The sequence below is a fragment of the candidate division WOR-3 bacterium genome, from assembly GCA_039803925.1.
In the GTDB taxonomy this organism is placed as follows: Bacteria; Hydrothermota; Hydrothermia; order Hydrothermales; family JAJRUZ01; genus JBCNVI01.
The window spans coordinates 1-26,441 of record JBDRZL010000004.1 but is presented as its reverse complement, the minus strand read 5'-3'; the positions used below and the strand labels follow the sequence as shown (position 1 = coordinate 26,441).

The window sequence follows — 26,441 nt, the reverse complement described above, 5'->3', positions numbered from 1 at the left end:
AACCTATTTTGTACCCCCTCTTGTATAAATTTCAACAGGGAAAGTTTTCTTCAGCTCCTCTCGCAAAGAATCTTTAACCTTTATAATTTTTGTTAACTGGATATACTGCCTTATATCGCTCAAAATATCGTTTTTTGAAAGTTTAGTGGGCGAAGTGCTCAATATTTTAACAATAGCAAACCCAGGTGGATTCTGAACAGAAATAACATCAGAAACTTGTCCTTTCGGGAGGTTTAAAAGAGCCTGTGCTATTTCTTTTGGAAAAGGAAGAGCTGTTTCAAGATGTAAATATCCTGCATTTACACTGGTAATATCACCAATTGCATTATATTTTGCTGTAATTTCTTCAATCAGTTTAGGAGTTAAAACACCCTGCATTAATATGTTCCTTATATTCTCAGCATCTCTCAATGTATTCACAAAGAAATAAACAAACTCTATTTCCTTTAAAAAGTCATTTTCAAAACTTTTGTAAAAGGAATCAACTTTTGACTCCCTAATAATTATATTTTGAGTTTTTCTCCTGAAATACTCATCTGATAAAACCATTCTTCTTGCCCACAACAATCTTTCTTTCATCAAAGGCTCTTTATCTATCCCATCCTTTTCAGCTGCAAGAGAAAAAATAACAAGGTCAATAACATAATTAAAAAATTCTTTTCTCTGTTCCTCTCCCATTAACTGGTAAGCAAATTGAGGCAAACCCTTTTCAAGATCATCCTGAGTAATATAAACATTACCGACCTTTGCTATCGGGGTTCCAGTCAACTTTTTTTCCTCTTTCTTTTTACAGGACAAAATAAAAGGAAGAGCCATTATTAATAATATAAAATAATTTTTCACAGGTTCTCCTTTTAAAATAGAAAGGGCTTGAACCTTTATTATAAAATTTTAATTTAAATGGAAAAAAAATATCAAAGAATTCGTGGAACAAGAGATATATATGGAGAAGAATTTGATAAATTCATCTTTATCTTTGAAAAATCAAAGAAAGTTTGTGAACTTTACGGATATAACTTCATAATAACGCCAACTTTTGAAGTTAAAGAACTCTTTGAAAAATCAACAGGTGAAACAACTGATATTGTAGAAAAAGAAATGTATGTTTTTGAAGATTTAAAAGGAAGAAAACTTGCCTTAAGACCTGAGGGAACACCTCCTGTTTTAAGAGCAATTGTTGAAGAAAATATAGAACTCCCTTCAAAATTTTCTTACTTTCTAAATATGTTCAGATACGAAAAGCCCCAAAAGGGAAGATACAGGGAATTTTATCAACTGGGTGCTGAAGCTGTAGGTTATAAAGAACCTTACATTGACCTTGAAATTTTAATTCTTGCTGAAGATATTTTAAAGGAAATAAATATTAAGGATTATGTATTTGAAATAAATTCTGTTGGCTGTCTGGAAGATAGAAAAAAATATTCAGAATATTTAAAAGAAGAATTAAAAGAAAAAATAAAGAATTTCTGTTCAAACTGTCAGCAAAGATATGAGAGAAATCCTTTTAGAATATTAGATTGTAAAATAGATAGGGAAAAAATAAAATTTTTAAAGCCTTTAAAAAAATTTTTATGCAATGAATGTTTAAATCACCATGAAAAACTTTTAAATTTACTTTTAAAAGAAAATTTCAATTTCATAGAAAATCCATTTATTGTTAGAGGTCTTGACTACTATACAAAAACAGCTTTTGAAATTATTTCTAAAAAATTAGGAGCCCAGGATGCTCTTGGAGGTGGGGGAAGATATGATTATTTAATGAAAATAATAGGAGGAATAGATACACCTGGTATTGGTTTTGCTTTTGGTGTTGAAAGATTAATGATTGCAATGGAAAATTATGAAAAAAAAGAAAAAAATCTTATTTATGTTATTTATGTTTCTGAAAAGGAAAAAGAAGAAGCAATAAAATGGGTTAGAAAATTAAGGGAAAAGGGAATTTATTCTGATATGGAATGGGATACAAAGAGTTTAAAATCCCAGTTAAGAAAAGCAGATAAGAAAAAGGCAAAGTGGGTACTTATTATTGGAGAAGAGGAATTAAGAAAAAATACCTATCGTTTAAAAAATATGATAAAAGGGGAAGAAATTCTATCACAAAATCCTTTTGAAATCCTTGAAAAGGAAATAAACTCTACTTACCTTCAGAAAAATAATTAATAACACTCTGTGCTACTGAGTAAGCTCCTTCTTTAATTTTTTCCTCAGTTTCCTTGAAAGTTAATGTATTTTCAAAAACCTTTTCTCCCTTAATGTTATAAATGTAAAAATTAACTTCAATTACATCACCTCCCTTTTTCTTCAATTCTCCATATAAAGCATAATCAACTCCAAGTTGTGTTATTACAAAAGGAATCTGTGCTTCAGGTAAAGTGTTTCTATCGTAACCTACGGACTTTATACTATTCTCAGAAACATCACTTCCTGTAACATCAAATTTAGGTGATTTTCTAATACCCTTTTCAAGTTCATTCATAAAAATATTTGGATAAATAGAACCTACCAGTTCTCCAGAAAGTTTAAAGGGGAAAATAGAAAGTCTCAATCTCCTTATTATCCCTGTTTCTGCTATCTCTTTACCCTTATATTCCATATTTAACCTTTCAAGAACCCTATCTGTTAAATCTATAACATCCTTTGCGTAGAGAATATCATCCTTTGAAGAATCAAAAATAATATCAACATTTTCCTCTTGTGCTATTTCTTTAATAACCTTTCTAATTTTTTCTGTTATGGGCTGTATTCTTTCTTTTGTCTTCTGCTCTAATCTTCCATCTTTTCCCCAGATTTCCTTTATAAAATTCTGATATTCTCTTTTTAAATTTTCTAAATCCTTTTCTCTTTTTAACCTTGCTTCAGGAGAAAGTCCTGGTTTTTCGCCTTCATATAGCCTCTGCAAAGAATCTATTTTTGCTCTTTTTTTATTCAATTCACCTTCCCATTCCTTTACAAGTCTTTCAATATCACCTTTTGCTTCCTTCATTCCTTCGTAGTTTTCAGTTATTCTTTTTAAATCAACTATGCCTATTTTTGTTTCAAGAGCAAAAAGAAAAACAGGGAAAAAAACAAATAAAAAAAAATTTTTTACCATAAGGGGAAGCCAAGAATAAAATGAGGTATAAAACCCTTCTCTAATTTATCAAGTCCATAACCAAGGTCAACACCCACTATTCCCAGCATGGGAATTTCCATTCTAACTCCAACTCCAAATCCCCTTTTTAATCTCACTGATTTTCCCTCTAAAAATCTCTTAAATTCCTTTTCCATATAATAAGGAGTAATCCATCCATTCCCCATATCAAAAAACAGATTAAGATAAAGCTGTTCTGTAATAACAAATCTCAGTTCAAAATTAAAGGCATAAGCAGCCTGGCCCCCAATTACAACACCTTGAGATCTATAACCAACAGACCTTTCATCATAACCCCTTATAACAAAATCCGTAAAGGCAACGCCTCCTGGTCTAAAATACTCATAAACTGGAATTGGCTTTGATTTAGTATATGGATACATTACACCTAATTTAAGATTAAAGGTAGGAACAAATTTTTCTTTAAAAAAAGGTTTATAATAGGAAATGTTCACGATATGCCTGTGAAAGTGTTCATCTCCAAGGAATATTCCACCGGATAAAGTTAATCTGTATTCTGACCTTAAACCTTTCCTTGTATTAAACTTTCTATCCCTTGAATCATAATAAATTGCATTTATTGTTCTTGAAACAATTTTTGGCCATTTTTCTTTCCTTAAATCAAAAATTCCCTGAGGATTGTAATTAGTATAAAAATCAAATACCTTAGTTCTATCAAACTCATACCTTGAACTTGCCCATATATATTCATTTAAATCATAGGGTCTTGCAAATGATAATGAAAAACCTGTTCTCTGAATAGAATACTCATAAGGGAAAACATCAATGTAGTGGTGAATATCAAAACCAAATAGGTAATGTCTTTGAAACATCCATGGCTCTGTAAAATCAAATCTTATATTTTGTCTATAAGGTCCAAGTTCAAGGGATAATGAAACCTGCTGTCCTCTTCCAAAGAGGTTATTTTCAGAAACTGATAAAAGTAAGGAACCCTTCTGAGTTTGTGACCAGGAACCACCTGCCTGAAGTGTTCCTGTTGGTTTATCCTTTACTTTAAAAATTAAATCCACATGCTGAGAATCCTCAAGAATTTTAAAGGAGAAATCAACCTTTTCAAAAAAATTCAAAAAATAAAGATCCCTTAAACTTTTTATTACCTTTTGTCTGTTGAATTTATCACCTGGGAAAATATCAAGTTCCCTTCTTATAACATATTCCCTTGTTCTCTCATTCCCTTCAATTTCTATTTTTCTAACAAAACAAGGAGGTCCTTCTTTTATATGAAAAATAACATCTATGGTATCCTTTTCTTCACTTTTTCTCTTCTCCTCTGGAACTACTTTAATGAGTAAAAAGCCTGAATCTGCGTATATGCCCTGAATTTCCTGAATAGATTCCATAAATTTTTTAAAGGAAAAAACACTTCCCCTTTTTAATTTAAGTTTTTTTGAAAGAGTTTTATCATCAAAGAATTTATTACCTTCAAAACTGTGTTTTCCAAAATAATATTTTTTACCCTCTGTAACAAAAATTTTTATGAAAAGCCATAAACCCTCAGGATTAATTTTATAGGAGTCAACCTTTGCATCAAGAAATCCTTTATTTTTGTAAAATTCCTCTATTTTGGAAAGGTCTTCTTCAAAGTATTCTTCCCTGAATACAGCCTTCCTATACCAAGTCTTTTCCCTGTTTCTTAAAAGAATCTCAAGTTTTTTATCATCAAAACTCTTATTACCCACAATATCAATTTCCTTTATCCTTGCTTTTTCTCCTTCATGTATTTTAAATAAAACATCAACAAAAAGTGGTCTTTCAGTTTCTATAATTTCTGTTTCCACTCTTGTTCCTGAAAATCCCTTTTCCCTGTATAATGAAATTATCTTATTTTCATACTCCTTAAGGTCACTACCTGTTAAAGGTGTATTCTTCGTAAGTCCTATCTTTTCTACTATCTCACTTTCCTTAACCTTTCTTGTTCCTTCAATTTTAATACCCGAAACCCTCGGATTTTCCTCAACTTTTATTAAAACTTCTATCTCCTTTTCTTTTTCTCCCTTTAAAAGTTCAATAAAAACCTTTTTAAAATTCTTTGTATTATAAAGATTTTTTATAGCACTTTTAATATCCTCTTCTTTTAAAAGGTTACCCTTTTTAAGCCCTGAGGAACTAATTATAAATTCTGAGGAAACATTTACATTACCTTCAACTTTAATATCAGAAATAACTTCTTCTCGTGTTATAAGTAACAAAAAAAGAAAAAATTTCATATAAATTTAATTAATATTTAATTTTAACTTTTTTCTACATGCGCTCCTTCAAGTTTTCTAAAAACTATCTTTTCATCCTTAACATCAACTTCTACTTCATCTCCCTCTTCAAAAACTCCCTTTAAAATTTCTTCTGAAAGTGGATCTTCAATATGAGTTCTTATGACTCTTTTTAAGGGTCTTGCACCAAAATCAGGATCGAAACCCTTCTCTGTTATGAATTGAATGGCTTTTTCTGTAAACACAACTTTTATCTTTCTATCAGAAAACACTCTTTGAGCAAGTTCATTTAACAAAATTTCAGAAATTTTAATTGACTCTTCTTTTGTAAGAGGTTTGAAAACTATTATTTCATCAATTCTGTTCAAAAATTCAGGTGGTAAGAGTTCTTTTACTTCTGCCATCAAAAAGTTCTTCATTGCTTCAAAATCATATTCGCCTTCTTCGCCCTTGTGGAAACCGAGCCCATGATGGGATTTTAAAAATTTTGTACCTATATTACTTGTTAAAATTATAACCGTGTTTTTAAAATTAACCTTTCTACCAAAACTATCTGTAAGAACACCATCTTCAAGTATCTGTAAAAGAATATTGAAAACATCTGGATGAGCCTTTTCAAATTCGTCAAAAAGAACAACAGAGTAAGGCTTCCTTCTAACTCTTTCGGTTAGCTGACCACCCTCTTCATAACCCACATAACCAGGTGGAGCCCCTATGAGTTTTGAAACATTAAATTTTTCCATATACTCTGACATATCAATTCTTATTAAGGCATTTTCATCACCAAATAAAAACTCAGCCAGAATTTTTGCAAGATGTGTTTTACCAACTCCTGTAGGACCAAGGAAAATGAAGGAACCAATAGGTCTCCTTGGATCTTTAATACCTGCTCTTGATCTTCTAATTGCTCTTGAAATAAGCTCAATTGCTGCATCCTGACCGATTACTTTCTTTCTAAGTTCTTCCTCCATCCTTAAAAGCCTCATTTGTTCTTCCTCTTCTATCCTTGTAAGTGGTATACCAGTCCACCTTGAAACAACATAAGCTATGTCATCTTCTGTTACTTTGGGTCTTTCTCTTTTTAACTTGAGTTCCTCTTTTCTGCTTTCAATAAGTTGGGTTAATCTCATTATTTCATCCCTTATTCTTGCAGCTCTTTCATACATCTGTTCCATAACAGCTCTATTTTTCTCCTCCTTTAATTTTTCTATTTCTTTCTTATACCTTTCAATAACTTCGTCTTGAAATCCTGACATAAGTTTAACCCTTGCTCCTGCTTCATCGATAACATCAATAGCCTTATCCGGCAAATATCTGTCAGATATGTACCTATCAGCATACCTTGCAGCTGCATCAATTGCTTCATCGGTATATATAACTCCGTGATAGTTTTCATACTTTTCCTTCAGCCCCTTCAAAATTTCTATAGTTTCATCAACAGTTGGCGGATCAACTATAATTGGCTGAAATCTTCTTTCAAGTGCTCCATCTTTTTCTATATATTTCCTGTATTCTTCCATTGTGGTAGCACCGATACACTGAATTTCACCTCTTGCAAGAGCTGGTTTTAAAATATTTGATGCATCAATAGCACCTTCAGCTGCTCCTGCACCAACAAGGGTGTGAAGCTCATCTATAAATAAAATTATGTTTTTACTCATAATTACTTCACTCAAAATAGCCTTTAATCTCTCTTCAAATTGTCCTCTGTATTTAGTTCCAGCAACAATTGCAGCAAGATCAAGAGCCAAAATTCTTTTATCCTTTAAAGAATCAGGCACTTCACCTTTAACTATCTTCTGTGCAAGACCTTCAACAATAGCTGTTTTACCAACACCTGGTTCTCCTATAAGAACAGGATTATTTTTCTTTCTTCGTGAAAGTATCTGCATAACCCTTTCTATCTCCACTTCCCTTCCGATAACAGGGTCAAGTTTATTCTGTTTTGCAAGTAAAGTAAGATCAGTGGCAAATTGTTCAATAAGTTTTGTTTTCTTAAATCCCATAGATTGGCTCATTTTCTGTTCAGGTTGCGGTTCTTCAAGACTGGATAAAAGCCTTAAAGTCTCTTCAACAACAAGATCAAAATCAAGACCAAATTGGGAAAGTATTTTCGCCCCCAAACCTCTTTTTTCTCTCATTATACCTATAAGTAAATGTTCTGAACCAATATGGGTGTGTCCAAGTTTTCTTGCTTCTTCAGCTGCGTATTGAATAACTCTTCTCAAACTTGCACTCATAGGTAGATCCTGCATTGGAGTCACATAATTTCCAGGAGGATGTGCTGTTTCAATTCTTTCTCTCAAAAGGTCAAAATCAACACCAAGGTTTGAAAGAACCATGGCTGCTACTGAATCTGTCATACGGGTCAGGGCAAGTAATAAATGTTCTGTTCCTACTTCAGAATGGGATAATCTTATAGCTTCATCCTTTGCAATCTGGAAAGCTTTTTTTGCCCTCTGTGTAAACTTATCAAAATAAGATTCTCCTAACAAAATTTACCTCCTTTTAAAGGTTTAATTTATTTACAAATTCTCCTATAAAGGGAATTTGAAGTTTTTTTCCGGTTAAAGCACCATAAATTCCTATAATGATCAAAACAGCTACACAAAGTATATAAAAGGCAAAAAAGAAATTGATAAAAATATAACGAACTACAGGAATTGAGCCAACAAGAAGATAAAGGGCAAAAAAGAATAAAAGCCCTATAAATTCAATAACAAAAATTAAAAACCCTTGCTTTGCGTGAAAATGAACAAAATCACCTGCCTCACTATCAAAAAGTGGAATAAAATTTAAAAATGGTATATAAGAAAAGGAAGCATAAATATGTCTTTCATTTCCGATATTTTTTTTCATTTCCTTTAATTCTGTATTTTCATTCATGGCATCCTAAATTACAATTCTAGAACACCTTTAAGAAAACTTTCAAATCTAACAAAGTCAGCTTTAAATTCTTGAGAAATTTCATCCTTATATTCATTAAGAATTTCATAGGCTTCCTTATATAATTCCTTATTAATAAGCAATTTAACAAATCTATAAGCAAAGTAACTCTTAAAGGTTTTATAAGGGGTTTTTCTTATAGCCTCTTTTAATCTTTTTTTACCTCCTTCAATATTACCCATATTAAAATCTATAATACTAAGAGCCTCATTTGCTGATGCCTCAAGAAGTGGATCACTTTGTTTTTTTGAAAGATAACTTTCATATCTTGCTTTTGCAGTTATATAATCACCCTGTAAAAAGGCAAAATTAGCAAGATAAAAGATCGCCTTTTTACCTTCAGGTGAATCAGGAAATCTTATTGAAATATCCTGAAAAACCTGAATTGCTTCATTAATTCTTTGTGCTTGCATAAGGGATACTGCCTGAAACCACATCTGCCTTGCCATTGGAAAATCCCCTACCTCTCCTGTTCTTAATATAAAAATTAAAAAGATTACTGCTATTATTAACAAAATAGAACCAATATACTCCCTCGGCTTTTCTTTAAGCTTTTCATAAATATTATTAACAAATTCTATAAAGGGGTCCTTTTTTAATTCCTTTTTTGTCAGTTTTTTCTTCTTTTTTATTTTCATGTTCTTAATTATAACTCTTACTTTTAAATTATTCAAGTGTTATCATAAAATAAAATTATGAAAGGTATAAAAGAAATTTTAAAGGAAATAAATATAAATTCTAAAAAATATTACATTTTTTCTCTTAAAAAAGCATCAAAAAAATTTGGAATAGATATCCAGAAACTCCCATTTTCTATCAGAATACTCCTTGAAAACATACTTAGAAATTATGAAAAAGATAACAATTTAGATAAATTATTAGAGATTTTCAAAAACTGGGACGGGAAAATAAGGGAAAAAATAGAAATACCTTTTTATCCTGCAAGAGTTATTTTACAGGATTTCACAGGGGTTCCAGCAATAGTTGATCTTGCCTCAATGAGAAATGCAATGAAAAAACTGGGAGGGGATCCGAAAAAAGTAAATCCTAAAATTCCTTCACACCTTGTAATTGATCACTCAGTTCAAGTTGATTATTTCGGAACAAAATTTGCTCTTAATTTAAATATAGAAAAAGAATTTGAAAGAAACAAAGAGAGATATAAACTTTTAAAATGGGCTCAGAACTCTTTTGAAAATTTAAAAGTTATTCCTCCTGGAAAGGGAATTATTCACCAGGTTAACCTGGAATACCTTTCAGAAGTTGTAAGTGTAAGAAAATATAAGAACAAAAAAATTCTTATTCCTGATACCTTAATCGGAACAGATTCCCATACAACAATGATAAATGGAATTGGTGTTCTTGGTTGGGGTGTTGGAGGAATTGAAGCTGAGGCTTGTATGCTGGGTGAACCTATATATATGGTTTTCCCTGAAGTGATAGGAGTTAGGTTAAAGGGAAAACTTAAGGAAGGAGTAACTCCAACAGATCTTGTTCTATATATAACCCAAAAACTCAGGGAAAAGAAAGTTGTTGATAAATTTGTTGAATATTTTGGAGAAGCGCTAAAAACTTTAACAGTTCAGGATAGAGCAACAATTTCAAATATGAGTCCTGAATATGGTGCCACAATAGGATTTTTCCCTGTTGATGAAAAAACCTTCATCTATCTATATGAAACAGGAAGAGATGAAAAAATTATTGAAAGAGTTAAAAAATACACCAAAGAGAATCTTCTATTTTATACATATAAAGAAGAACCAATTTATACGGATGTAATTGAAATAAATTTAGAAGATGTTCTTCCTTCAGTATCAGGACCTAAAAGACCCCAGGATAGAATAAACCTTTTTGAATTAAAAAATAAAGTAAAAGAATACCTTGAAAAAGATTATAAAGTAAAACTTCCTGAAGAATGTGTCTCTAGACTTGAATCAGAAGGAGGACCTCATCCACAGGTAAGAGGTGAAGAATTAAGAGTTTATGAAATTAAAAAGGAAAATATACATTTTGAACTCAAGGATGGTTCAATTGTAATTGCAGCAATAACAAGTTGCACAAATACAAGTAACCCCTTTGTTTTATTTTCAGCAGGAATTCTTGCTAAAAAGGCAGTTGAAAGGGGTCTTAAAGTTAAACCATATGTTAAAACTTCCTTTGCACCAGGTTCCTTAGTAGTAAAAGAATACCTTGAAAAGGGGGGACTTTTAACTTATCTTGAAGCCCTCGGTTTCTTTATAGTAGGCTACGGTTGCACTACATGTATAGGAAATTCAGGTCCCCTTGTTCCTGGTGTTGAAAGGATAATAAAAGAGAAAAATCTTGTTGTTACCTCAGTATTATCAGGGAACAGAAACTTTGAGGCAAGAGTTCATCCTCTTGTTAAAATGAATTTTTTAGCAAGTCCCCCTCTTGTTGTTGCTTTTGCTATAAAGGGTGATATCCTTTTCAATCCTTACAAAGAGCCATTAGGACTTGATCCAAATGATAACCCTGTATATTTGAAAGATATATGGCCTTCAGAGGAAGAGGTATTTGATTATATGAAAAAGTTCCTTTCAAGAGAATACTATAAAAAAGTTTATTCTGAAATTTATAAGGGGAATGAATTGTGGGAGAAACTGGAATCACCCAAAGGAACCCTTTTTGAATTTGAAGAAGATTCAACCTATATAAGGGAAGCACCATTTTTTGAAGATTTTAAACCCACTCCTTCTCCAATTAAAGATATTAAAAATGCGAGAGTTTTATTACTGCTTGGTGATTCAATAACAACAGACCATATTTCCCCTGCTGGTAAGATTCCAGAGGATTCCCCTGCTGGTAAATATTTGATTTCGAAGGGTGTAAAAAGAGAGGAATTTAATACCTTTGGAGCAAGGAGAGGTAATCATGAAGTTATGATAAGGGGAACCTTTGGAAATGTTAGGTTAAAAAATAAACTGATTCCAGATAGAGAAGGATTTTGGACTATAAAATTCCCTGAAAAAGAAGTTTTAACTATTTACGATGCTGCAATGAAATATATGGAAGAAGGGGTGCCTCTTATTGTGATTGCAGGAAAGGAATATGGAAGTGGTTCTTCAAGAGACTGGGCAGCAAAGGGAACAAAGCTTCTTTCCATTAAGGCAATAATAGCAGAAAGTTTTGAAAGGATTCATCGGCAGAATCTAATTCAGATGGGAGTTATTCCCATACAGTTTGAAGAAGGACAAAATGCTTCTACCTTGAACTTAACAGGTGAAGAAATCTACTTTATAGAAGGTCTTGAAGAGGATTTGAAACCAAACAAAAAGGTAAAAATAAAAGCAAAAAAGGATGACAGGGAAATAGTTTTTAATGGAATTCTGAGAATTGATACATGGAAGGAAATTGAATATTTAAAATATGGTGGAATACTCCCTTATGTTTTGAAAAATTTTCTTAAAGGTGAATGAATATATAAGCTTTTTGATCTTCTTATTCCTTGTATTTTTTATATTTTTTATTACAGAGCTTTTCTCCTCAACAATTAAGAATAAAATTTTAGGGTATAGAGAAGCATCAAGAGAAAAACTTGAACCTTATGAATCAGGAATGCTGTATAAAGATACACCTTATAAAAGGTATGGTATAAGAGTTTTCCCCTTTTTACTTTTATTTTTACTTTTTGATATAGAGGCAGTTCTTTTATTTCCTTTTATATTTGAAGCAAAAAAATTTAGAATTTTTGCCACAATAGAATTAATTTTGTTTCTCTTTATTCTTTTTATGGGATATTTTTATATACTTAGAAAAAGGGGGCTCGATTTATAAGTAAGGGCTGGGAGACAAAGCATTCTATCACCGCCACATGACCAGAGTAAATGGGACAAAGTGAATAACACAATTCTGTCCATAATATTCCATCACCACCACATGGGGGACTCCAAGGTTTTCACTTATAAGCAAAGGTAACTATATGTGGGCATTCTGTCACCCGCATATGGGTCTCCAAAGGGCTGATTTATAAGAAAGAGCTATGAGTTAAAATGCTTATTTTTGAGGCAACTTTTTCAGCAAGTTTTTTAAAGGCATCCTTTGAGGGAGAATCAGGAGCTAAATCATAATAGGGCTCACCTTTTTCAGAGTATTCAGAAATTAAAGGATCAAATGGAATTTTTATATAATCTTCAAGACCAAATTCACTTGAAAGAATCTCTCCTCCCTTTCCACTGAAAAGTTTTGTGATTTTACCGCAATGAAGGCATATAAACTCACTCATATTTTCAACGATTGCAATTATAGGAACATTCATTTTTTTAAGAAAATTACCTGCTCTTCGGACATCAGAAACAGAGACATCCTGGGGTGTCGTGACAAGAATAGCACCTGAAAGTTCAACAAGTTGAGTTATTGAAATTAAAGGATCTCCGGTTCCAGGTGGTAAATCCACTATTAAATAATCAAGTTCACCCCATTCAAGGTCAAAGAGCATCTGTCTGTAAGCAGTGTGAACAATAGGTCCTCTCCAGACAACAGCTTGATCCGGATTTGTCATAAAACCTATTGAAATTATTGGAATTCCATGATAAAGTGGAGGAACAATTTTATCTTCTTCATTTACAAGGGGAGGAGCTTTTGTTTTTCCCATAATTGAAAGGGTAGGACCATAAACATCTCCATCAAGTAAACCGGTTCTTGCACCTAAACTTTTAAGAGCAAGAGCAAGGTTAATTGAAACAGTAGATTTTCCAACACCACCTTTTCCACTTACGATACTTACAATATGTTTTATACCTTTAACTTTTCTATCAGTTTGAATTTTTTTAGAAACAACATTTGCATCCATAGTAACAATCACATTTTCAACCCAAGGAAGTTTTCGAACAGCTTCTTCAGCTTCTTTTTTTAATTTATCTTTTATAGGACAGGCTGGTGTTGTGAGGGTGAATTTAAAAGAAACAGTACTATCACATACCTTAATATCACTTATCATATTTAAAGAAACAATATCCCTACCCAATTCTGGGTCAATAACCTCTTTTAAAGCTTCTAAAATTTCCTTAATTTTCTCTTCCATTTTTTCCTCCTTGTAAAAAATAATTTAATTTAAAAGGTAAATAAAAATCAAATTTTTATAATAACATAACACTATAAATAAACTAAAACTTTAAAAAAATCTTTTTTCTACCAATTTTTCAAAAAAATTAACAAATTAAACCTCAATAAAATCTTCCCTGATAAATCTTTTAAACCAGTTTTCGTATTGCGATTCGGTAATTAGATGAAGTTGAAAAGGAGTGAAAAGACTAATACGAGACTTTATTTTTGATCTTATTAAACGGTTATCCTCCCAATTTTCCGATAAATTTTCTGAAATAATTAAAACATCAATATCACTGGCTGGTGTCCATTTACCTTTTACAACCGAACAAAAACGTTCTTCACTGATTTTTTTAATTTTTTTACAGTATTCTAAATAATTTTCAAAATATTTTCTTTTTTCTTCCCATATTTCTTTATCAATATCAACCAATGTTTTCATAAGTCAAAAAACTTTTCTTTGTTATCTTTTCAGTTAATTTGATAAATTTTTCACATTCCTTTATCAATTTTTCTGTTAAACTTTTACTAAATCTTTTAGGGTAATAACGGGAAACAAAATAAGCATCACTTAAATCATCAAGAAATAATTCATTTTCTTTTAAATACTCAAGAATTTCTGAACTATCATAAGTTTTTGAAAGTTCTTTAATTAATTCCACTAAATAATGAATCTGTGGCCGGTTCCCCAATCTCTTACCAATTAAATACTTTAACCATAATTTAAAGGATTGCTCTAATCTAAAAGCACATAGATTGTATCTTTCTTTTTGAAATAAATCCAAAGCATTCTCCCAGAACTCTTTCGCTCTTTCCTTCAAAAAATCAATTTTTCCCATTCAAAAGTATTATAAAATTTAAAAGGAATTTAAAACAATAAACTCACGAATTAATGTTGCAAAAATAGTTCCTGAAATAAGTGGATCTCCTCTCAAAGGATTAAATTCTACAAAATCAGCAGAAACTATGTAATTTTTTATTCTATTTAAAATTTCCATAACTTCCTCAAAACTCAAACCACCTGGAACAGGATTTGTAACAGAAGAGAAAAATTCAGGTTTAAAAACATCTAAATCGAAGGAAAGATAAAAGTTTCCTTTAAGTTCTAAAAGTTCCTCCTTTTTTAAAATCTTAAAGGGGGTTTCAGGAAAATTTTCCCTTATTCCATATAAAAATACTTCATCTTCCCTAATAAAATTTTCCTCATAAAGCCTTTTTAACCAGGTAGCATGATTCAGTTTAGAATCCATAAATAAATCCCTGAAATCAGTATGAGCATCAAAAATGAGTAACTTAACATCAGGATATAAATTTTTAACTGACTTAAAGATAGGATAACTGATAGTATGATCACCACCTATAAATAAAACCATTTTCCCACTTTCTAATATTTCACGGGATTCTCTTTCTATCAAATCAATCGCCTCAACAAATTCAATTCCAAAACAGGAAATATCCCCCTTATCTTCAAAATCTTCACATTCCTTATTAAAATAAAAACTTTTTGTTTCTATATGCTCTGAACAGTATCTTAAAAAATAAGGTGAAAGAGCACATCCACCTGAAGGTGATATAAATTCAAAGGGAACACCCTTAATTAAAATTTTAGCATTCTTTTTATCCTTACCAAAAAATTTCATCCACTTTCATATAATAATTCATAGGTACTAAATTCATTCTGTTTTAAAAAAAATTCTGAAGGTGGCGAATCTTTATGAGCCTCATTAAAATCCTCTGAATTAACCCAGTTTAAAAAATCTTCTTTTGTTTCCCAGTATGTAACTACAAGATAATCATTCCCTTCAAGAGGTTTTAAAACTTCCATTTTTCTAAAACCCTTCTTTCTCTCCACAAGTCTCTTTCTTTTCTTAAACCTTTCTTCCCATTCCTTCTTGAATTCATCCTTAACAAAAATTCTATTTATAGCTATAAACATAAAAAACCTCCTTTTTAAATCTATTAATGAGCACAAATTCCTCCGTATAAACCTGTTATCATTACAAGTATTACAACTATAATCCCCAAAAGTATCTTTATTATTTTTGGTATTTTTAAAAAGGAAAGAAAAAGAAATATCCATATAGAAAGTATCGTAAATATCCCAAACTGCTCATGTAATTCCACAAGATACTCTTTCTCCTTTCCTTCAAAAAACTCACTTTGTGCCTCCCCTGTGAAATAAACAGGAATTGTAAAGGCTGCTGCTAATATAAGCAAAAATCGCGCCTCTTTCTCACTACCAGGAATTAGAAAAAAGAGGAAAGCCAAAAGGGAGAGGACTATTGGAAAATGAATCAATTTGTTATGCAGATGGGAAAATAGAATATCCTTTAAAGGCGGTAAAACAAACTTTTCTTCGATTTTTCCTTCACCTTTATGACCTTCTTCAAGAGGTAAAACATTCTCCTCTTTTTCGACTTCCAATTTTTCATGCTTCTCATGTGAAAAAAGCGGAGTTGAAGTTAAAAATAAAATAAAGAGAAAAATTAAAAATTTTTTCATAAGGATAATATAATATTAATCTTGAATTAATTTCAAATTTTTAATAAATAAAAATCAAACAACAACCTTTTCTTTAAATACTCCATATCTTACTTTCAGAGTATCAATTATTTCTCCCTCAGTAGCATATCTTTTAACACATTCAATAATATAAGGCATTAAATTGAGACCTCTATCAGCTGCTTTTCCAAGTTCATTAAGGGCATTTTGAGTGGCAATATTATCCCTTTCAGATTTTACTTTATGCAAAAATTCAATCTGCTTTTTCTCAAGTTCAGGATCCACTTTAAAAGGTGGAACTTCTATTTTTTCTTCAGGATCAACATACTTATTAACTCCAACAATAATATATTCTTCACTTTCAACTCTCTTTTGAAATTCATAAGCAGCATTTGCTATTTCCCTTTTGAAAAATCCTTCCTCTATACCTTTTAAAACACCATCAAGGAAAGAACCATTACCCATTTTTAAAATCTCATCAAAATACTTATAAGCCTCCTCCTCCATTTTATTAGTAAGAGATTCCACAAAATAACTTCCAGCTAAGGGGTCAATCGTATTTATAACACCACTTTCATAAGCTATAACCTGCTGGGTTCTTACTGCAATAACAGCAGGTAATTCTGCCGGTAACTGTAAGGCTTCATCATAAGAATTTGTGTGGAGACTCTGAGTCCCTCCTAAAACTGCTGAGAGAGCCTCAATTGTTGTCCTAATTATATTAACAAGAGGTTGCTGAGCCTGTAAGGAACATCCTGCGGTCTGGGTATGAAATCTTAACATCATTGATCTTGGGTCTTTTGCCTTGTATCTTTCTTTCATTTCCCTTGCCCATATTCTCCTTGCTGCTCTATATTTTGCAATTTCTTCAAAGAAATCCATGTGGGCATTAAAGAAAAAGGATAACCTGCTTGCAAAATCATCAACATTTAAACCTCTCCTTATTCCTGCCTCTACATAGGCAAAACCATCTGCAAGGGTAAAAGCAAGTTCCTGAACTGCTGTTGAACCAGCCTCTCTTATGTGATAACCTGATATGGAAATTGTATTAAACTTTGGAAGATGATCCTTTGCAAATTCAAAAATATCAGTAATTATCTTTATGGAAGGTTCAGGTGGAAAAATCCACTCGTTCTGAGCGTGATATTCCTTCAATATATCATTCTGAATTGTTCCTCTTAATTTATGGGAAGGCACACCCTGTTTTTCCCCGACAGCAATATACATTGCAAGAATAATTGCTGCTGGTGAATTGATTGTAAAGGAAGTGGAAACCTTATCAAGGGGAATACCATCAAAAAGAATTTCAAAATCTTTAAGAGTATCAACAGCAACACCCTCTCTTCCCACTTCACCCTGTGCCATTGGATTGTCTGAATCATAACCCATAAGAGTTGGCATATCAAAGGCTGTTGAAAGTCCTGTTTGACCGTGTTTTAAAAGAAACTTAAACCTTTCATTTGTATCCTTTGCAGTTCCAAAGCCTGAAAATTGTCTGATTGTCCATAACTTACCTCTATACATATTTCCATAAACTCCTCTTGTGAATGGATATTGACCCGGAAAACCAAGGTCTCTCAAATAATCAAGATCTTCCACATCAAGAGGGGTATAAATATCCTTTATTTCAATTCCTGATATAGTTTGATATTTTTCTTTTTCATCCTTGTAATTTTTTCTTACACACTCTTCCCATTTCTTCTTTTCCTCTAAAATTTTTTCCTTTTCCATATCTTTTTAAAAAAGTTTAAGGGGATTTTAACCCCTTTTTAAAAAATTCAAAAAATTCTTTTTTTATCTCTCCAAAAGGTTTTCCCATTTCTATATCTTTTAAAAATTTTTCAATTAGACCATTCTTTTCAAGAAAGAACTCAATTTCATCCCATATCTCATCTCTTAAAAATTCCATTAAAAATCTTCTTCTTCTTTCTCTAATCATTTTATCCTTTAATTTTGTTCCTTCTAAAAATTTTTTATGATTAATTATAAAATTTTTCAACTCTTCTATACCCTCGCCCTTTAACCCACTTGAAAGAATCACTCTTACTTTCCACTCAGAATTTGATGGTAAAAGTAAAAGTGCAGATTCAACTTCATTTTTTATTTCCTTTGCACCAGGTCTATCTGACTTATTTATAACATAAATATCACCAATCTCCATTAAACCTGCCTTCATAGCTTGAACATAATCACCGGATTCAGGAGTTAAAACAACAATAGTTGTATCAGCAATATACCTTATTTCAAAATCTGATTGACCTACTCCCACTGTTTCAATGATGATATAATCCATTCCAAAAGATTCCATTGAAAGAGATGAAAGGTAAGTTCTCCTTGATAAACCTCCAATACCTCCTCTTGATCCCAAACTTCTAATAAAAACACCCTTTTTTGAAGCTTCTTCCATTCTTATTCTATCCCCAAGAATTGCTCCACCAGTAAAAGGACTTGTAGGATCAACTGCGATAATTCCAACCTTATTTTTTTCCTCTGCTAAAAGTGAAGCTATTCTATCACTCAAAGTGCTTTTTCCTGCACCTGGAGGACCTGTAAAACCTATCCTGTGTGCTTTACCCTCCTTCTCAAAAATTCTCTTTAAAACATCTGAATCAAGCTCATCAAAATTCTCAATTTTTGTTATAAGTTTTGAAAGTTCCCTAATTGAATTCATGGTGAGATTTTGAATAAATTTTCATCAACACTAAAGACCTTTTGTTCAGGAACAATTTTTTCAATATAAGGAAAAATTCCTCTTTTATAAACTTTCAAAATAAAAAAAAGAGAAACAAAAAGAAAAATAAAAATTAAACGAAGTGTAAGGTTAGGTAAAATCAAAGTTTTTTCTCTTTCTCTTTTAACTCTATCCTTAACAACTTCCTCTACCAATTCTTCTTTTTCAGTAAGTTTTTCTACAGTTTCTATTCTTCCCATTTCATATAACCTGTATAAAGCAAAATAGGTCTTAAATTTTCCAAGACCACTTAAATTTACAATTTCCTGAACTGTTCTTCTTCCATTTACCAGCTTCAAAACTTTTTTCTCATCCTTTTCCAGTTCAAGTTCAATCTGTGGTTTTTTTGATGAAATTTTAAAAACCATATCAGAACTTTTGATTTTCTCCTTTATTCTTGGCCACTCATCCTGATGCCATGCTGCTTCCATTAAAAGGGAATCAAGAGGAAGACTTATCTTAATCTTTGAGAACTTATAAATCTCCTTATCAGGCTCAAATTTATATATTCCTTCTCTCCAGGTTATAATTTCATCTATAACTTCCTGAATCTTAAAGGAAATTATCTCAATCAAATTCTCAGAAGTTATTACACCCTCCTTTACAAGAATTTCCTCAATTGGCTCTCCTGTATCTTCCCGGATTTCCTTTGCTGTTTTATAATCCTGTTCTGATACAAGACCTGATTTTACTAAAAAATTTTCAAGAGATTCAAACTCTCCTTCTCTTATAATATAGGCAGCAACAACTTTTCCATCTTCAAAACCAACTGCTGCTTCTGTTTTACCTTTATAAAAATAAACAACACCTTTTTTTCTTTGCTGGGAAATTAGTTGTAATACATCAGGTGCAGAAAATATCTTCAAACTTCCACTCATTCCCTCACTAAATTGCTTCATCAATTTTACCTCCTATTAAATAATAAAAAAGGAAAATTAAAAAACTAAATATATAAAGTAAAATACCGAAAAGTTTAAAGGAAGTAAAGTATATAATAATAAGACCAAGGGAAAAGATAGATGAACTTATCAAAAATAGTATCATAGAATTATTTATAACAAAAGAAAGCCCAGGTAATAAAAGATTAACAAATAAAAGAATATTTTTAATTTTCTGCAACCTTTTCATTTTTAATCTCATTGCAATTCTCTGTCTTAATTTTAAGGATTCTGTAGCAAGAATTTCATCTCTACATTTTTCGCAAACCTCACCAAGGGGTGGAATATTTTCTACTTCTCCTAAAATAACTTTTTTACATGCTTTACACCTTTTAATACTTTGTTTGCCTTTAAGGAAAAACATGAGGAATAGAATTATAAAAGAAAGAGGCATAAATAAGGGTGGGAAAATAAACTTGTTAACAAAAAGAAAAACTTTTTCACTTTTGAATTTATATTTTTTAAAATTTTCTGGGTAGGCATGTAAAAATGGGGTAAGTTTGAATTCCTTTATAACTTTTATGTATCTTTCGGTTTTTTTGGCATCTATGTGATTAAGAATATCTATTTCTTTTTGAAATAAATCAAGGTCAACCATCTGAAAGGCAACCTGAGATAGATTAAAATGTGCTTCAAATTTTTCTGGATAAAAATTAATTGCTTCTCTATAAAAAATACTCGCTGAATCATACTTTCCCTTTAAAAAATATATATTCCCCATCTCAACTAAATAATTGTAAGAAGATTTATTAAATTTATCTCTTAAAAGTTTTTCTGCTTCTTTTATTTCCCCTTTTTTCATATAAATGATACTTTTCATTAAATTTTTCTCCTCAATATTCAGAGAATCCCATTTCTTTAAAAGTTCCTCATCATAAGGTGAATTCATTGTTAAAAACTTAAGATAATAGGGATTGAGGGGGTCTTGAACAAAGGAAAGGGAATAGGGTTCCTTCTGAATGGTAAATAAAGAAACTAAAAAAATCAAAATAAGGAAAACTGAAAGGAAAATTTTTTCTTTAAGTTCTAAAAAGAAAATTGTAGGTATTATTAAAAGAAGATAAAAAGGAAGAGGCGCTCTTAAAAATAAGAAAATTAAAAATAAAATAATAGGTAAAAATTCGGATTCAGGAAATTGAGAAAGAGTTTTTAAATTAATAAAATAAATTGAATACCTTTTTCTTAATAAAACTCCAAGAAGGAATATAAAAAAGAGAGAATAGAAAAAAATAATTATAACTCTTAAAAAGGCAAGATTAAAAATTTCTTTAAAAAGGGGATTACCTCTCTTAAAAGGGGAAAAACTGAAAAAGGTTTTTAAAAAATCTAAAAATTTAAAATTTATATAATAAAGTTCGAGTTTTTTAAACCATGCTTTAATGTATGTCGGAGAAATAGCTAATGCTTTATCAAGTTCCTCAATTTTTAATGTAAAGAGGGGTTCCCATTCAGATTTTTTATAAAAGTATTCTGAAATTTCATAAATATCCTCTACTCCCTTTTTTTCCTTTGATTTTAATAAAAGTAGAAAAAGTTCATCTTTAAACTCTTTCAAATTTTTTTTATCAGAAATTATAAACATCAAAAATAGATTTGCTGGCTCAAGATTTGAGAAAAACTTAGCTTTTTCAAAATCATTCCTTGCCTCTTCAAATTTTCCCATTTTTTCCTCTTTTATTGCTTTAATAAAATAAACAAAGGGATTTTCTGTATTTTCTTTCCCTTTTAAAGCGCTTTCATATAAAAATTTAGCACTTTCAAAATCTTTCTGAAACCAAGAAGAAGTGATAATAATAAAAAGTATTATTTCCATATGAATTTTTATAAAGTATAAATATTTTTGAGAAAATTTATCAAATCTCTTTTATAATAAAAAATATGGATAAAATCATGCTACTTTTTGATATTGACGGAACACTTATTTATTCAGGTGGAGCAGGAACAAGGTCTATTGATAAAGCTTTTTTTAAAAAATATGGACTAAAAGAAGCTATGAAAGGTATCTCTCCTGACGGAAAAACAGATCCCCTAATTATTGAGGAAGTATTTTTAAAAAAATTAAATAAAAAACCTGATAGAAAGGAAATTGAAGAAATTCTTGAAATTTATCTTATAAATCTTGAAAAGGAAATAGATAATCCAGACTATAAAATTTTTGAGGGAGTTCCGGAACTTCTCGAATGGGCACAAAAAAAAGAAAAATTTTTATTAGGACTCGCTACAGGAAATCTTGAGAAAGGTGCTGAAATAAAATTAAGACCTTCTTATCTTTTAAAATATTTTAAGTTTGGCGGTTATGCCTCTGATTCTTGGGAAAGAAGTGAAATTTTAAGAAAAGCATATGAAAAGGGAAAAAAAATTGCAGAAAGAGAAAATTTTAGAATTTTAGATGTTTATGTAATTGGAGATACACCAAGAGATATTGAGGCTGCAAAAAGGGTAAGTTTTAAATCCATAGGAATGGCTATTTTTAGATTTTCAAAGGAGGAACTTTTAAAAGCAGGTGCTAATTTTGTTTTTGATAATTTCTGGGACTTAAAAAAATTTTTTGAAAAATTGATTTAATAGATTTCTTTTTCAGAAGGGTAATTTCCTTTAATAACATCCTCTTTAAATCTTAAAAGGGCATTTTTTATTCTTTCCCTCAAATCTTCGTAGGTTCTTACAAACTTAGGATAGGGTTTTTCTGTATAACCTAATATATCCCATACAACAAGAATCTGACCATCACAGTATCTTCCAGCTCCAATTCCTATTGTTGGAATTTTTAAACTCTCTGTGATTTCTTTTGCCACATCTTCTTTTACACCTTCAAGAACAATGGAGAAAACTCCTGCCTTTTCTAAAAGTTCAGCATCTCTTTTTAATTTTTTTATACTTTCTTCAGTTTTTCCCTGAACTTTATAACCTCCCATTTTTAAAATCCACTGTGGAGTCAAACCTATATGACCCATTACAGGAATACCGTTTTTAACAAGGTATTCAATAACTTCAAGGGACTCTTCTCCTCCTTCAATTTTAACAGCATCACATCCTGCTCTTATAAATTCACCAGCATTTCTTATTGCTTCTTCTTTTGAAATCTGAAAGGATAAAAAGGGCATATCACCGACAAGAAGGGAATATTTTACACCCCTTGCAACTGCCTTTGTAAAAACGAGCATTTCATCCATTCCTATTCTTAAAGTGTTGTCGTATCCGAGTAAAACATTGGCTACACTATCACCTACTAAAATAATATCAATTCCTATTTCATCTTCAATTTTAGCCATTTGATAATCATAACTTGTAAGGGCTACAATTTTTTCTTTTGCCTTCTTTGCAATTATATCGTGAATTGTTAATTTTTTCATATAAAAATTTTAAAATAAGTTATTTTTAATAAAAAAATAGATCTTTAAGAATTTAAAAAAATTAAAAATTTTCTTTCTTGATCTCTCTATCTAATCTTTTTTAAAGCCTCCTTATAATTCTCTGACACTTTATCCCAGTTTATCACATTAAACCAGTTATCCACATATTCTGCTCTTCTATTTTGATACTTTAAGTAATAAGCATGCTCCCATACATCAAGTCCAAGAATTGGAATATAACCTATCATTAATGGATTATCCTGATTAGGAGTTGAAAAAACATAAAGTTTTCCAAATCTTGATAGAGAAAGCCAAGCCCATCCTGAACCAAAATGATTTTTTGCAGCATTTGCAAATTTTTCTTTAAAAGAAGAAAAGGAACCAAAATCCCTTTCTATTGCCTTTAAAAGCTCTCCTTTAGGCTCTCCTCCACCATCTTTTTTCATAACTTCCCAGAAAAGTGAGTGATTAAAATGCCCTCCACCGTTATTACGCACTGTAATCCTTATATCCTCTGGAATAGAATCAAGATTTCTTAAAATTTCCTCAAGAGAATATTTTTCAAGTTCAGGATATTTTGAAAGAGCATTGTTCAGATTGTTTACATAGGCAGCATGATGCTTTGTGTGATGGATCTCCATTGTTTTTGCATCTATATAAGGCTCCAAAGCATCATAAGAATAAGGTAATTCAGGTAATTTAAAAGCCATTTTTAACCTCCTTTTTATTTTAATTTAGTTTTAATTTTAAAATGAATATAAATATATCATTTGTTTATTAAAAATGCAAGTTCCGTATGAGGATAATTTATAATTAGTAAGTGAAAAAAAGATTTTCGCAGGTTTTTCTTGTGAATAAGAAAGTGGCAAGAGAAATGATAGAAAAAATGAATTTAAAAAAGGGGGAATATGTTCTTGAAATAGGTCCTGGTAAAGGAATATTAACAAAGATACTTCTTGAAAAAAAAGTCAAGGTAATCGCAATTGAAATTGATAGAAATTTATGTAGATATCTAAGGGAAAATATTCTTGACCTTGATTTTTCTCTCATTGAAGGTGATTTTCTTAAAATAAACATAAAGGAAATTTTAGATAAATTTAATCTAAAAAAAGTAAAACTTCTTTCCAATGTTCCCTATAATATTACAACACCACTTCTTATTAAATTGATAAGGGAAAGGGAAAACTTCTCAGAAATCTATTTAACCCTTCAAAAAGAGGTAGTTGAAAGAATTAATGCAAAACCAGGAACAAAAGAGTTTTCATCCCTAACAATATTCATAAACTTTTATATGGATATAAAAGTTTTAATGCCAATCCCAGCACATTTTTTTTACCCAAAACCAAAAGTTAATTCCCTCTTTTTCAGAATGATACCAAAGGAAAAATTACAAATTGAAAAAGAAAAGGAAGAAATTTTTTTTAAATTAGTAAGAAGAGCCTTCCAGGAGAGAAGGAAAAAAATAGGTAAAATATTAAAGGAATTAGGTCTTTATGAAAAAGTTCCAGAAGAAATTAGAGAAAAAAGACCTGATCAAATTTCTATTGAGGAGTATATTAAAATAATTTTATGAAAGTTAAAAAGGGTGAAAAAATTTTAATTTTAAGTGAGGATAATAAATTTGAAAAAATTATTGAAAAGGAACCCTTAAAAGAAATCCATACACACCTTGGAAAAATTGTTATTCCTGAGAATTTAAAATATGGCGATAAACTTTTGAGTTCAAAAAATAAAAAATTTTTTGTTTTAAAACCATCAACAAGTGATCTGATGTTGAAAATAAAAAGAAAAACAACAATAATTTATCCAAAAGATGCAGGATTTATAATCCTTGAACTTGGAATAAGAGCAGGCTCAAAAGTTTGTGAAGTTGGAACAGGAAGTGGTTCTTTTTTAACTCTCATATCAAGTATAGTCGGGAAAAAAGGAAAAATTTATACCTTTGAAAGAAGAAAGGAATTTTATGAACTTGCAAAAGAAAATATTTTAAAGTATAAACTTTTTGATAACATAGAGTTTCACCTAAGAGATGTGGAAAAAGAAGGATTTCCTGATATAAAAGTAGATGCAGTATTTATAGATATTCCTGAACCATGGAATGTTATAAGACATACCATAAAAATTTTGAAAAAAGGACATCCTCTTGGCTCTCTATCCCCAAATATAGAACAGATTCAGAAAACTAAAAAGGAAATGGAAAATAATGGATTTGTAAGAATAAAAGTATATGAGATTTTATTGAGAGAAATTATGCTAAGAGATTTTGGCACAAGACCAAAGGAGTTTGGAATTACTCACACAGGATATTTGATTTTTGGAAACCTTACTTAAAATTTTCTAAAAAGTTAACTGCCTTTAACTTTTTCCTTAACTCTTCAAATTTACCCTCATATTTTTTATCACCTGAAATCTCTAAAAGATAATAGAATATTAATTTTTCCTCGTTTGAAAGAAATTTTTCCTTTTGCTTTATTTCTTCTAATGAATCAAACATTTTTTCTTGGTTTTTACTTTTATAAAAACCTATTGCTTTTACTAAATTAACAGAATTTTGCTCAATTTTAGAAGAAGGTTTATAATATTCTAAGGATTTATCAAGGTAATAAAATCCCTTACCAACATCACCCTTAAAGAAATAACATTTAGCCATATAAAGAGAAATATTAAAAATAGTGAGAGGTCTTTTTGATATTTTCAAAATTTCTTCAAAAGATGAAATTACCTCGTTAAATTCTCTTTAAAAAAAAGGATACTCTAAAATCATTTTAAAAAAATTATTGAAATATTATAAAATAAAATATTAAAAATGTCTAATAAGGAGGTAATTTAATTGACAAAATTAAAAAGATTCAGTGTTTCACTTGATAGAGATCTCGTATCAAAATTTGATAAAGAGATTAAAAAGAAAAATTATCCAACAAGGTCAAAAGCTATAGGAGATCTAATAAGAGAATATCTTGTCAAAAAAGAATGGATAGAAGGTAAAGAGGTTATAGGCGCAATAATACTTATTTACAATCACCATAAAAGGGAACTTGTAAATAAATTACTAAATATTGAGCACCATTTTCATAAAATCATAATATCTTCACAACATGTTCATCTTGATGAGAATAATTGCCTTGAAATAGTTATTACAAGGGGAAAACCAAAAGATATAGAAAAACTCTCAAATAAGTTAAAATCTACAAAGGGTGTAAAATATAGCTCATTAAATATCGCAACAACAGGAAAGGAAATTTAAATAAATTAAAAACTTGAATTTCTTCTCTTATTAATGTATAATTAAACAGTAACACATTTTTTAAAAATGTAACACAAATAAAGGTTCAAATCCTTCAAAAAAGGAGGGGTAAAATGAAAAAAATATTTGTAATAATAAGTGTACTTTTATTTATGAATATAACTTTTTCAAAGATTTATGCTCATCATGCAATGGAATATATAGAAATGGAATCCTATTCAACTGCACCAAAAAATCAAAAAGTATTTCACCTTCATTATGATTATTTTGTTGAAGAGAAGGATAATCCTGATTTTGACCACTGG

General features: G+C 30.4%; 27 protein-coding genes. 8 read left to right on the top strand and 19 right to left on the bottom strand.

Going from position 1 to position 26,441, the window contains the following annotated elements; all coding sequences use genetic code 11:
• Positions 1 to 3 precede the first annotated feature (3 nt).
• Entirely contained in the window at positions 4 to 843 is an 840-nt protein-coding gene (locus tag ABIN17_03155; GenBank protein ID MEO0284055.1) for a hypothetical protein, read from the bottom strand.
• Between the two features lie 57 nt (positions 844 to 900).
• On the opposite strand from ABIN17_03155, the gene hisS reads away from it, so the two are divergent.
• On the top strand, positions 901 to 2,160 hold the full coding sequence (hisS, locus tag ABIN17_03150; GenBank protein MEO0284054.1) for a histidine--tRNA ligase: 1,260 nt from the start codon (positions 901 to 903) through the stop codon (positions 2,158 to 2,160).
• On the opposite strand, the gene ABIN17_03145 is transcribed toward hisS, so the two are convergent.
• From ABIN17_03145 to ABIN17_03125, 5 genes are read right to left on the bottom strand one after another with little or no spacing between them, the layout of a single operon-like run.
• Positions 2,135 to 3,091: an OmpH family outer membrane protein gene (locus ABIN17_03145; GenBank protein MEO0284053.1), complete on the bottom strand. Its 957-nt coding sequence runs from the start codon at positions 3,089 to 3,091 to the stop codon at positions 2,135 to 2,137. The genes hisS and ABIN17_03145 overlap by 26 nt on opposite strands.
• On the bottom strand, positions 3,085 to 5,358 hold the full coding sequence (gene bamA / locus ABIN17_03140) for an outer membrane protein assembly factor BamA (protein ID MEO0284052.1): 2,274 nt from the start codon (positions 5,356 to 5,358) through the stop codon (positions 3,085 to 3,087). The genes ABIN17_03145 and bamA overlap by 7 nt, the downstream gene beginning before the upstream one ends.
• A 23-nt stretch (positions 5,359 to 5,381) precedes the next feature.
• Positions 5,382 to 7,853, bottom strand: coding sequence for an ATP-dependent Clp protease ATP-binding subunit (locus ABIN17_03135; protein ID MEO0284051.1), 2,472 nt, complete (start codon positions 7,851 to 7,853; stop codon positions 5,382 to 5,384).
• A gap of 13 nt (positions 7,854 to 7,866) precedes the next feature.
• Positions 7,867 to 8,244, bottom strand: a complete 378-nt coding sequence (locus tag ABIN17_03130; protein MEO0284050.1) for a hypothetical protein — start codon at positions 8,242 to 8,244, stop codon at positions 7,867 to 7,869.
• A gap of 11 nt (positions 8,245 to 8,255) precedes the next feature.
• Entirely contained in the window at positions 8,256 to 8,942 is a 687-nt protein-coding gene (locus ABIN17_03125; GenBank protein ID MEO0284049.1) for a tetratricopeptide repeat protein, read from the bottom strand.
• A 57-nt stretch (positions 8,943 to 8,999) separates the two neighbouring features.
• Here ABIN17_03125 and acnA point away from each other — a divergent pair, with 57 nt between their 5' ends.
• A complete protein-coding gene (gene acnA / locus ABIN17_03120; protein ID MEO0284048.1) occupies positions 9,000 to 11,741 on the top strand; it encodes an aconitate hydratase AcnA in 2,742 nt (913 codons plus the stop codon).
• A gap of 13 nt (positions 11,742 to 11,754) precedes the next feature.
• Complete coding sequence (locus ABIN17_03115) at positions 11,755 to 12,099, top strand: NADH-quinone oxidoreductase subunit A (protein MEO0284047.1); 345 nt, start codon at positions 11,755 to 11,757, stop codon at positions 12,097 to 12,099.
• A gap of 190 nt (positions 12,100 to 12,289) precedes the next feature.
• Here the strand turns inward: ABIN17_03115 and ABIN17_03110 are convergent, their stop codons facing one another.
• The 10 genes from ABIN17_03110 to ABIN17_03065 all read right to left on the bottom strand — a co-directional run bounded on the left by ABIN17_03110 (position 12,290) and on the right by ABIN17_03065 (position 21,352).
• Positions 12,290 to 13,345: an Mrp/NBP35 family ATP-binding protein gene (locus ABIN17_03110; GenBank protein ID MEO0284046.1), complete on the bottom strand. Its 1,056-nt coding sequence runs from the start codon at positions 13,343 to 13,345 to the stop codon at positions 12,290 to 12,292.
• 135 nt (positions 13,346 to 13,480) lie between these two features.
• Positions 13,481 to 13,810 carry a nucleotidyltransferase domain-containing protein gene (locus ABIN17_03105; protein MEO0284045.1) on the bottom strand — a complete coding sequence of 110 codons (330 nt, stop codon included), beginning with the start codon at positions 13,808 to 13,810 and terminating at the stop codon, positions 13,481 to 13,483.
• The gene (locus ABIN17_03100; GenBank protein ID MEO0284044.1) at positions 13,794 to 14,207 is read right to left on the bottom strand and encodes a HEPN domain-containing protein; all 414 of its coding nucleotides are present in this window, start codon (positions 14,205 to 14,207) and stop codon (positions 13,794 to 13,796) included. Before ABIN17_03100 ends, ABIN17_03105 begins: the two co-directional genes overlap by 17 nt.
• 18 nt (positions 14,208 to 14,225) lie before the next feature.
• A complete protein-coding gene (locus ABIN17_03095; GenBank protein MEO0284043.1) occupies positions 14,226 to 15,008 on the bottom strand; it encodes an arginase family protein in 783 nt (260 codons plus the stop codon).
• Complete coding sequence (locus ABIN17_03090) at positions 15,005 to 15,304, bottom strand: antibiotic biosynthesis monooxygenase (protein MEO0284042.1); 300 nt, start codon at positions 15,302 to 15,304, stop codon at positions 15,005 to 15,007. Before ABIN17_03090 ends, ABIN17_03095 begins: the two co-directional genes overlap by 4 nt.
• Before the next feature lie 23 nt (positions 15,305 to 15,327).
• Positions 15,328 to 15,792 carry a hypothetical protein gene (locus ABIN17_03085; protein MEO0284041.1) on the bottom strand — a complete coding sequence of 155 codons (465 nt, stop codon included), beginning with the start codon at positions 15,790 to 15,792 and terminating at the stop codon, positions 15,328 to 15,330.
• Positions 15,793 to 15,924: 132 nt separating this feature from the next.
• Positions 15,925 to 17,601 carry a methylmalonyl-CoA mutase family protein gene (locus tag ABIN17_03080; GenBank protein ID MEO0284040.1) on the bottom strand — a complete coding sequence of 559 codons (1,677 nt, stop codon included), beginning with the start codon at positions 17,599 to 17,601 and terminating at the stop codon, positions 15,925 to 15,927.
• Between the two features lie 16 nt (positions 17,602 to 17,617).
• Positions 17,618 to 18,541 carry a methylmalonyl Co-A mutase-associated GTPase MeaB gene (gene meaB / locus ABIN17_03075; GenBank protein ID MEO0284039.1) on the bottom strand — a complete coding sequence of 308 codons (924 nt, stop codon included), beginning with the start codon at positions 18,539 to 18,541 and terminating at the stop codon, positions 17,618 to 17,620.
• Positions 18,538 to 19,500, bottom strand: a complete 963-nt coding sequence (locus ABIN17_03070; GenBank protein ID MEO0284038.1) for a DUF4388 domain-containing protein — start codon at positions 19,498 to 19,500, stop codon at positions 18,538 to 18,540. Before ABIN17_03070 ends, meaB begins: the two co-directional genes overlap by 4 nt.
• Positions 19,487 to 21,352: a tetratricopeptide repeat protein gene (locus ABIN17_03065; protein ID MEO0284037.1), complete on the bottom strand. Its 1,866-nt coding sequence runs from the start codon at positions 21,350 to 21,352 to the stop codon at positions 19,487 to 19,489. The genes ABIN17_03070 and ABIN17_03065 overlap by 14 nt, the downstream gene beginning before the upstream one ends.
• A gap of 65 nt (positions 21,353 to 21,417) precedes the next feature.
• Here ABIN17_03065 and ABIN17_03060 point away from each other — a divergent pair, with 65 nt between their 5' ends.
• On the top strand, positions 21,418 to 22,104 hold the full coding sequence (locus tag ABIN17_03060) for an HAD family hydrolase (GenBank protein MEO0284036.1): 687 nt from the start codon (positions 21,418 to 21,420) through the stop codon (positions 22,102 to 22,104).
• Here the strand turns inward: ABIN17_03060 and panB are convergent.
• Both panB and ABIN17_03050 read right to left on the bottom strand, forming a co-directional pair.
• Positions 22,101 to 22,892 carry a 3-methyl-2-oxobutanoate hydroxymethyltransferase gene (gene panB / locus ABIN17_03055; protein MEO0284035.1) on the bottom strand — a complete coding sequence of 264 codons (792 nt, stop codon included), beginning with the start codon at positions 22,890 to 22,892 and terminating at the stop codon, positions 22,101 to 22,103. The genes ABIN17_03060 and panB overlap by 4 nt on opposite strands.
• 86 nt (positions 22,893 to 22,978) lie before the next feature.
• Positions 22,979 to 23,602 (bottom strand): superoxide dismutase, encoded by a 624-nt coding sequence (locus ABIN17_03050; GenBank protein ID MEO0284034.1) that lies wholly within the window; start codon positions 23,600 to 23,602, stop codon positions 22,979 to 22,981.
• 110 nt (positions 23,603 to 23,712) lie between these two features.
• Between ABIN17_03050 and rsmA the strand changes: the two genes are divergently transcribed.
• Together rsmA and ABIN17_03040 are read left to right on the top strand one after the other, a co-directional pair.
• Entirely contained in the window at positions 23,713 to 24,465 is a 753-nt protein-coding gene (rsmA, locus tag ABIN17_03045; protein MEO0284033.1) for a 16S rRNA (adenine(1518)-N(6)/adenine(1519)-N(6))-dimethyltransferase RsmA, read from the top strand.
• Positions 24,462 to 25,223 (top strand): tRNA (adenine-N1)-methyltransferase, encoded by a 762-nt coding sequence (locus ABIN17_03040; GenBank protein MEO0284032.1) that lies wholly within the window; start codon positions 24,462 to 24,464, stop codon positions 25,221 to 25,223. The genes rsmA and ABIN17_03040 overlap by 4 nt, the downstream gene beginning before the upstream one ends.
• Here ABIN17_03040 and ABIN17_03035 read toward each other — a convergent pair.
• On the bottom strand, positions 25,216 to 25,590 hold the full coding sequence (locus ABIN17_03035; GenBank protein ID MEO0284031.1) for a hypothetical protein: 375 nt from the start codon (positions 25,588 to 25,590) through the stop codon (positions 25,216 to 25,218). The genes ABIN17_03040 and ABIN17_03035 overlap by 8 nt on opposite strands.
• A gap of 132 nt (positions 25,591 to 25,722) precedes the next feature.
• Between ABIN17_03035 and nikR the strand changes: the two genes are divergently transcribed.
• Positions 25,723 to 26,136 carry a nickel-responsive transcriptional regulator NikR gene (gene nikR, locus ABIN17_03030; GenBank protein ID MEO0284030.1) on the top strand — a complete coding sequence of 138 codons (414 nt, stop codon included), beginning with the start codon at positions 25,723 to 25,725 and terminating at the stop codon, positions 26,134 to 26,136.
• A 113-nt stretch (positions 26,137 to 26,249) separates the two neighbouring features.
• The coding region (locus ABIN17_03025) for a hypothetical protein (protein ID MEO0284029.1) at positions 26,250 to 26,441 on the top strand (192 nt) is incomplete at its 3' end.

What these genes read in the sequence shown, in the direction of transcription:
- hisS (MEO0284054.1), top strand. Translation starts at nt 901, where the DNA reads ATGGAAAAAAAATATCAAAGAATTCGTGGAACAAGAGATATATATGGA.
- ABIN17_03145 (MEO0284053.1), bottom strand. Translation starts at nt 3,091, where the DNA reads ATGGTAAAAAATTTTTTTTTATTTGTTTTTTTCCCTGTTTTTCTTTTT.
- bamA (MEO0284052.1), bottom strand. Translation starts at nt 5,358, where the DNA reads ATGAAATTTTTTCTTTTTTTGTTACTTATAACACGAGAAGAAGTTATT.
- ABIN17_03130 (MEO0284050.1), bottom strand. Translation starts at nt 8,244, where the DNA reads ATGAATGAAAATACAGAATTAAAGGAAATGAAAAAAAATATCGGAAAT.
- ABIN17_03125 (MEO0284049.1), bottom strand. Translation starts at nt 8,942, where the DNA reads ATGAAAATAAAAAAGAAGAAAAAACTGACAAAAAAGGAATTAAAAAAG.
- acnA (MEO0284048.1), top strand. Translation starts at nt 9,000, where the DNA reads ATGAAAGGTATAAAAGAAATTTTAAAGGAAATAAATATAAATTCTAAA.
- ABIN17_03110 (MEO0284046.1), bottom strand. Translation starts at nt 13,345, where the DNA reads ATGGAAGAGAAAATTAAGGAAATTTTAGAAGCTTTAAAAGAGGTTATT.
- ABIN17_03105 (MEO0284045.1), bottom strand. Translation starts at nt 13,810, where the DNA reads ATGAAAACATTGGTTGATATTGATAAAGAAATATGGGAAGAAAAAAGA.
- ABIN17_03100 (MEO0284044.1), bottom strand. Translation starts at nt 14,207, where the DNA reads ATGGGAAAAATTGATTTTTTGAAGGAAAGAGCGAAAGAGTTCTGGGAG.
- ABIN17_03095 (MEO0284043.1), bottom strand. Translation starts at nt 15,008, where the DNA reads ATGAAATTTTTTGGTAAGGATAAAAAGAATGCTAAAATTTTAATTAAG.
- ABIN17_03090 (MEO0284042.1), bottom strand. Translation starts at nt 15,304, where the DNA reads ATGTTTATAGCTATAAATAGAATTTTTGTTAAGGATGAATTCAAGAAG.
- ABIN17_03080 (MEO0284040.1), bottom strand. Translation starts at nt 17,601, where the DNA reads ATGGAAAAGGAAAAAATTTTAGAGGAAAAGAAGAAATGGGAAGAGTGT.
- meaB (MEO0284039.1), bottom strand. Translation starts at nt 18,541, where the DNA reads ATGAATTCAATTAGGGAACTTTCAAAACTTATAACAAAAATTGAGAAT.
- ABIN17_03070 (MEO0284038.1), bottom strand. Translation starts at nt 19,500, where the DNA reads ATGAAGCAATTTAGTGAGGGAATGAGTGGAAGTTTGAAGATATTTTCT.
- ABIN17_03065 (MEO0284037.1), bottom strand. Translation starts at nt 21,352, where the DNA reads ATGGAAATAATACTTTTTATTATTATCACTTCTTCTTGGTTTCAGAAA.
- ABIN17_03060 (MEO0284036.1), top strand. Translation starts at nt 21,418, where the DNA reads ATGGATAAAATCATGCTACTTTTTGATATTGACGGAACACTTATTTAT.
- panB (MEO0284035.1), bottom strand. Translation starts at nt 22,892, where the DNA reads ATGAAAAAATTAACAATTCACGATATAATTGCAAAGAAGGCAAAAGAA.
- ABIN17_03050 (MEO0284034.1), bottom strand. Translation starts at nt 23,602, where the DNA reads ATGGCTTTTAAATTACCTGAATTACCTTATTCTTATGATGCTTTGGAG.
- ABIN17_03040 (MEO0284032.1), top strand. Translation starts at nt 24,462, where the DNA reads ATGAAAGTTAAAAAGGGTGAAAAAATTTTAATTTTAAGTGAGGATAAT.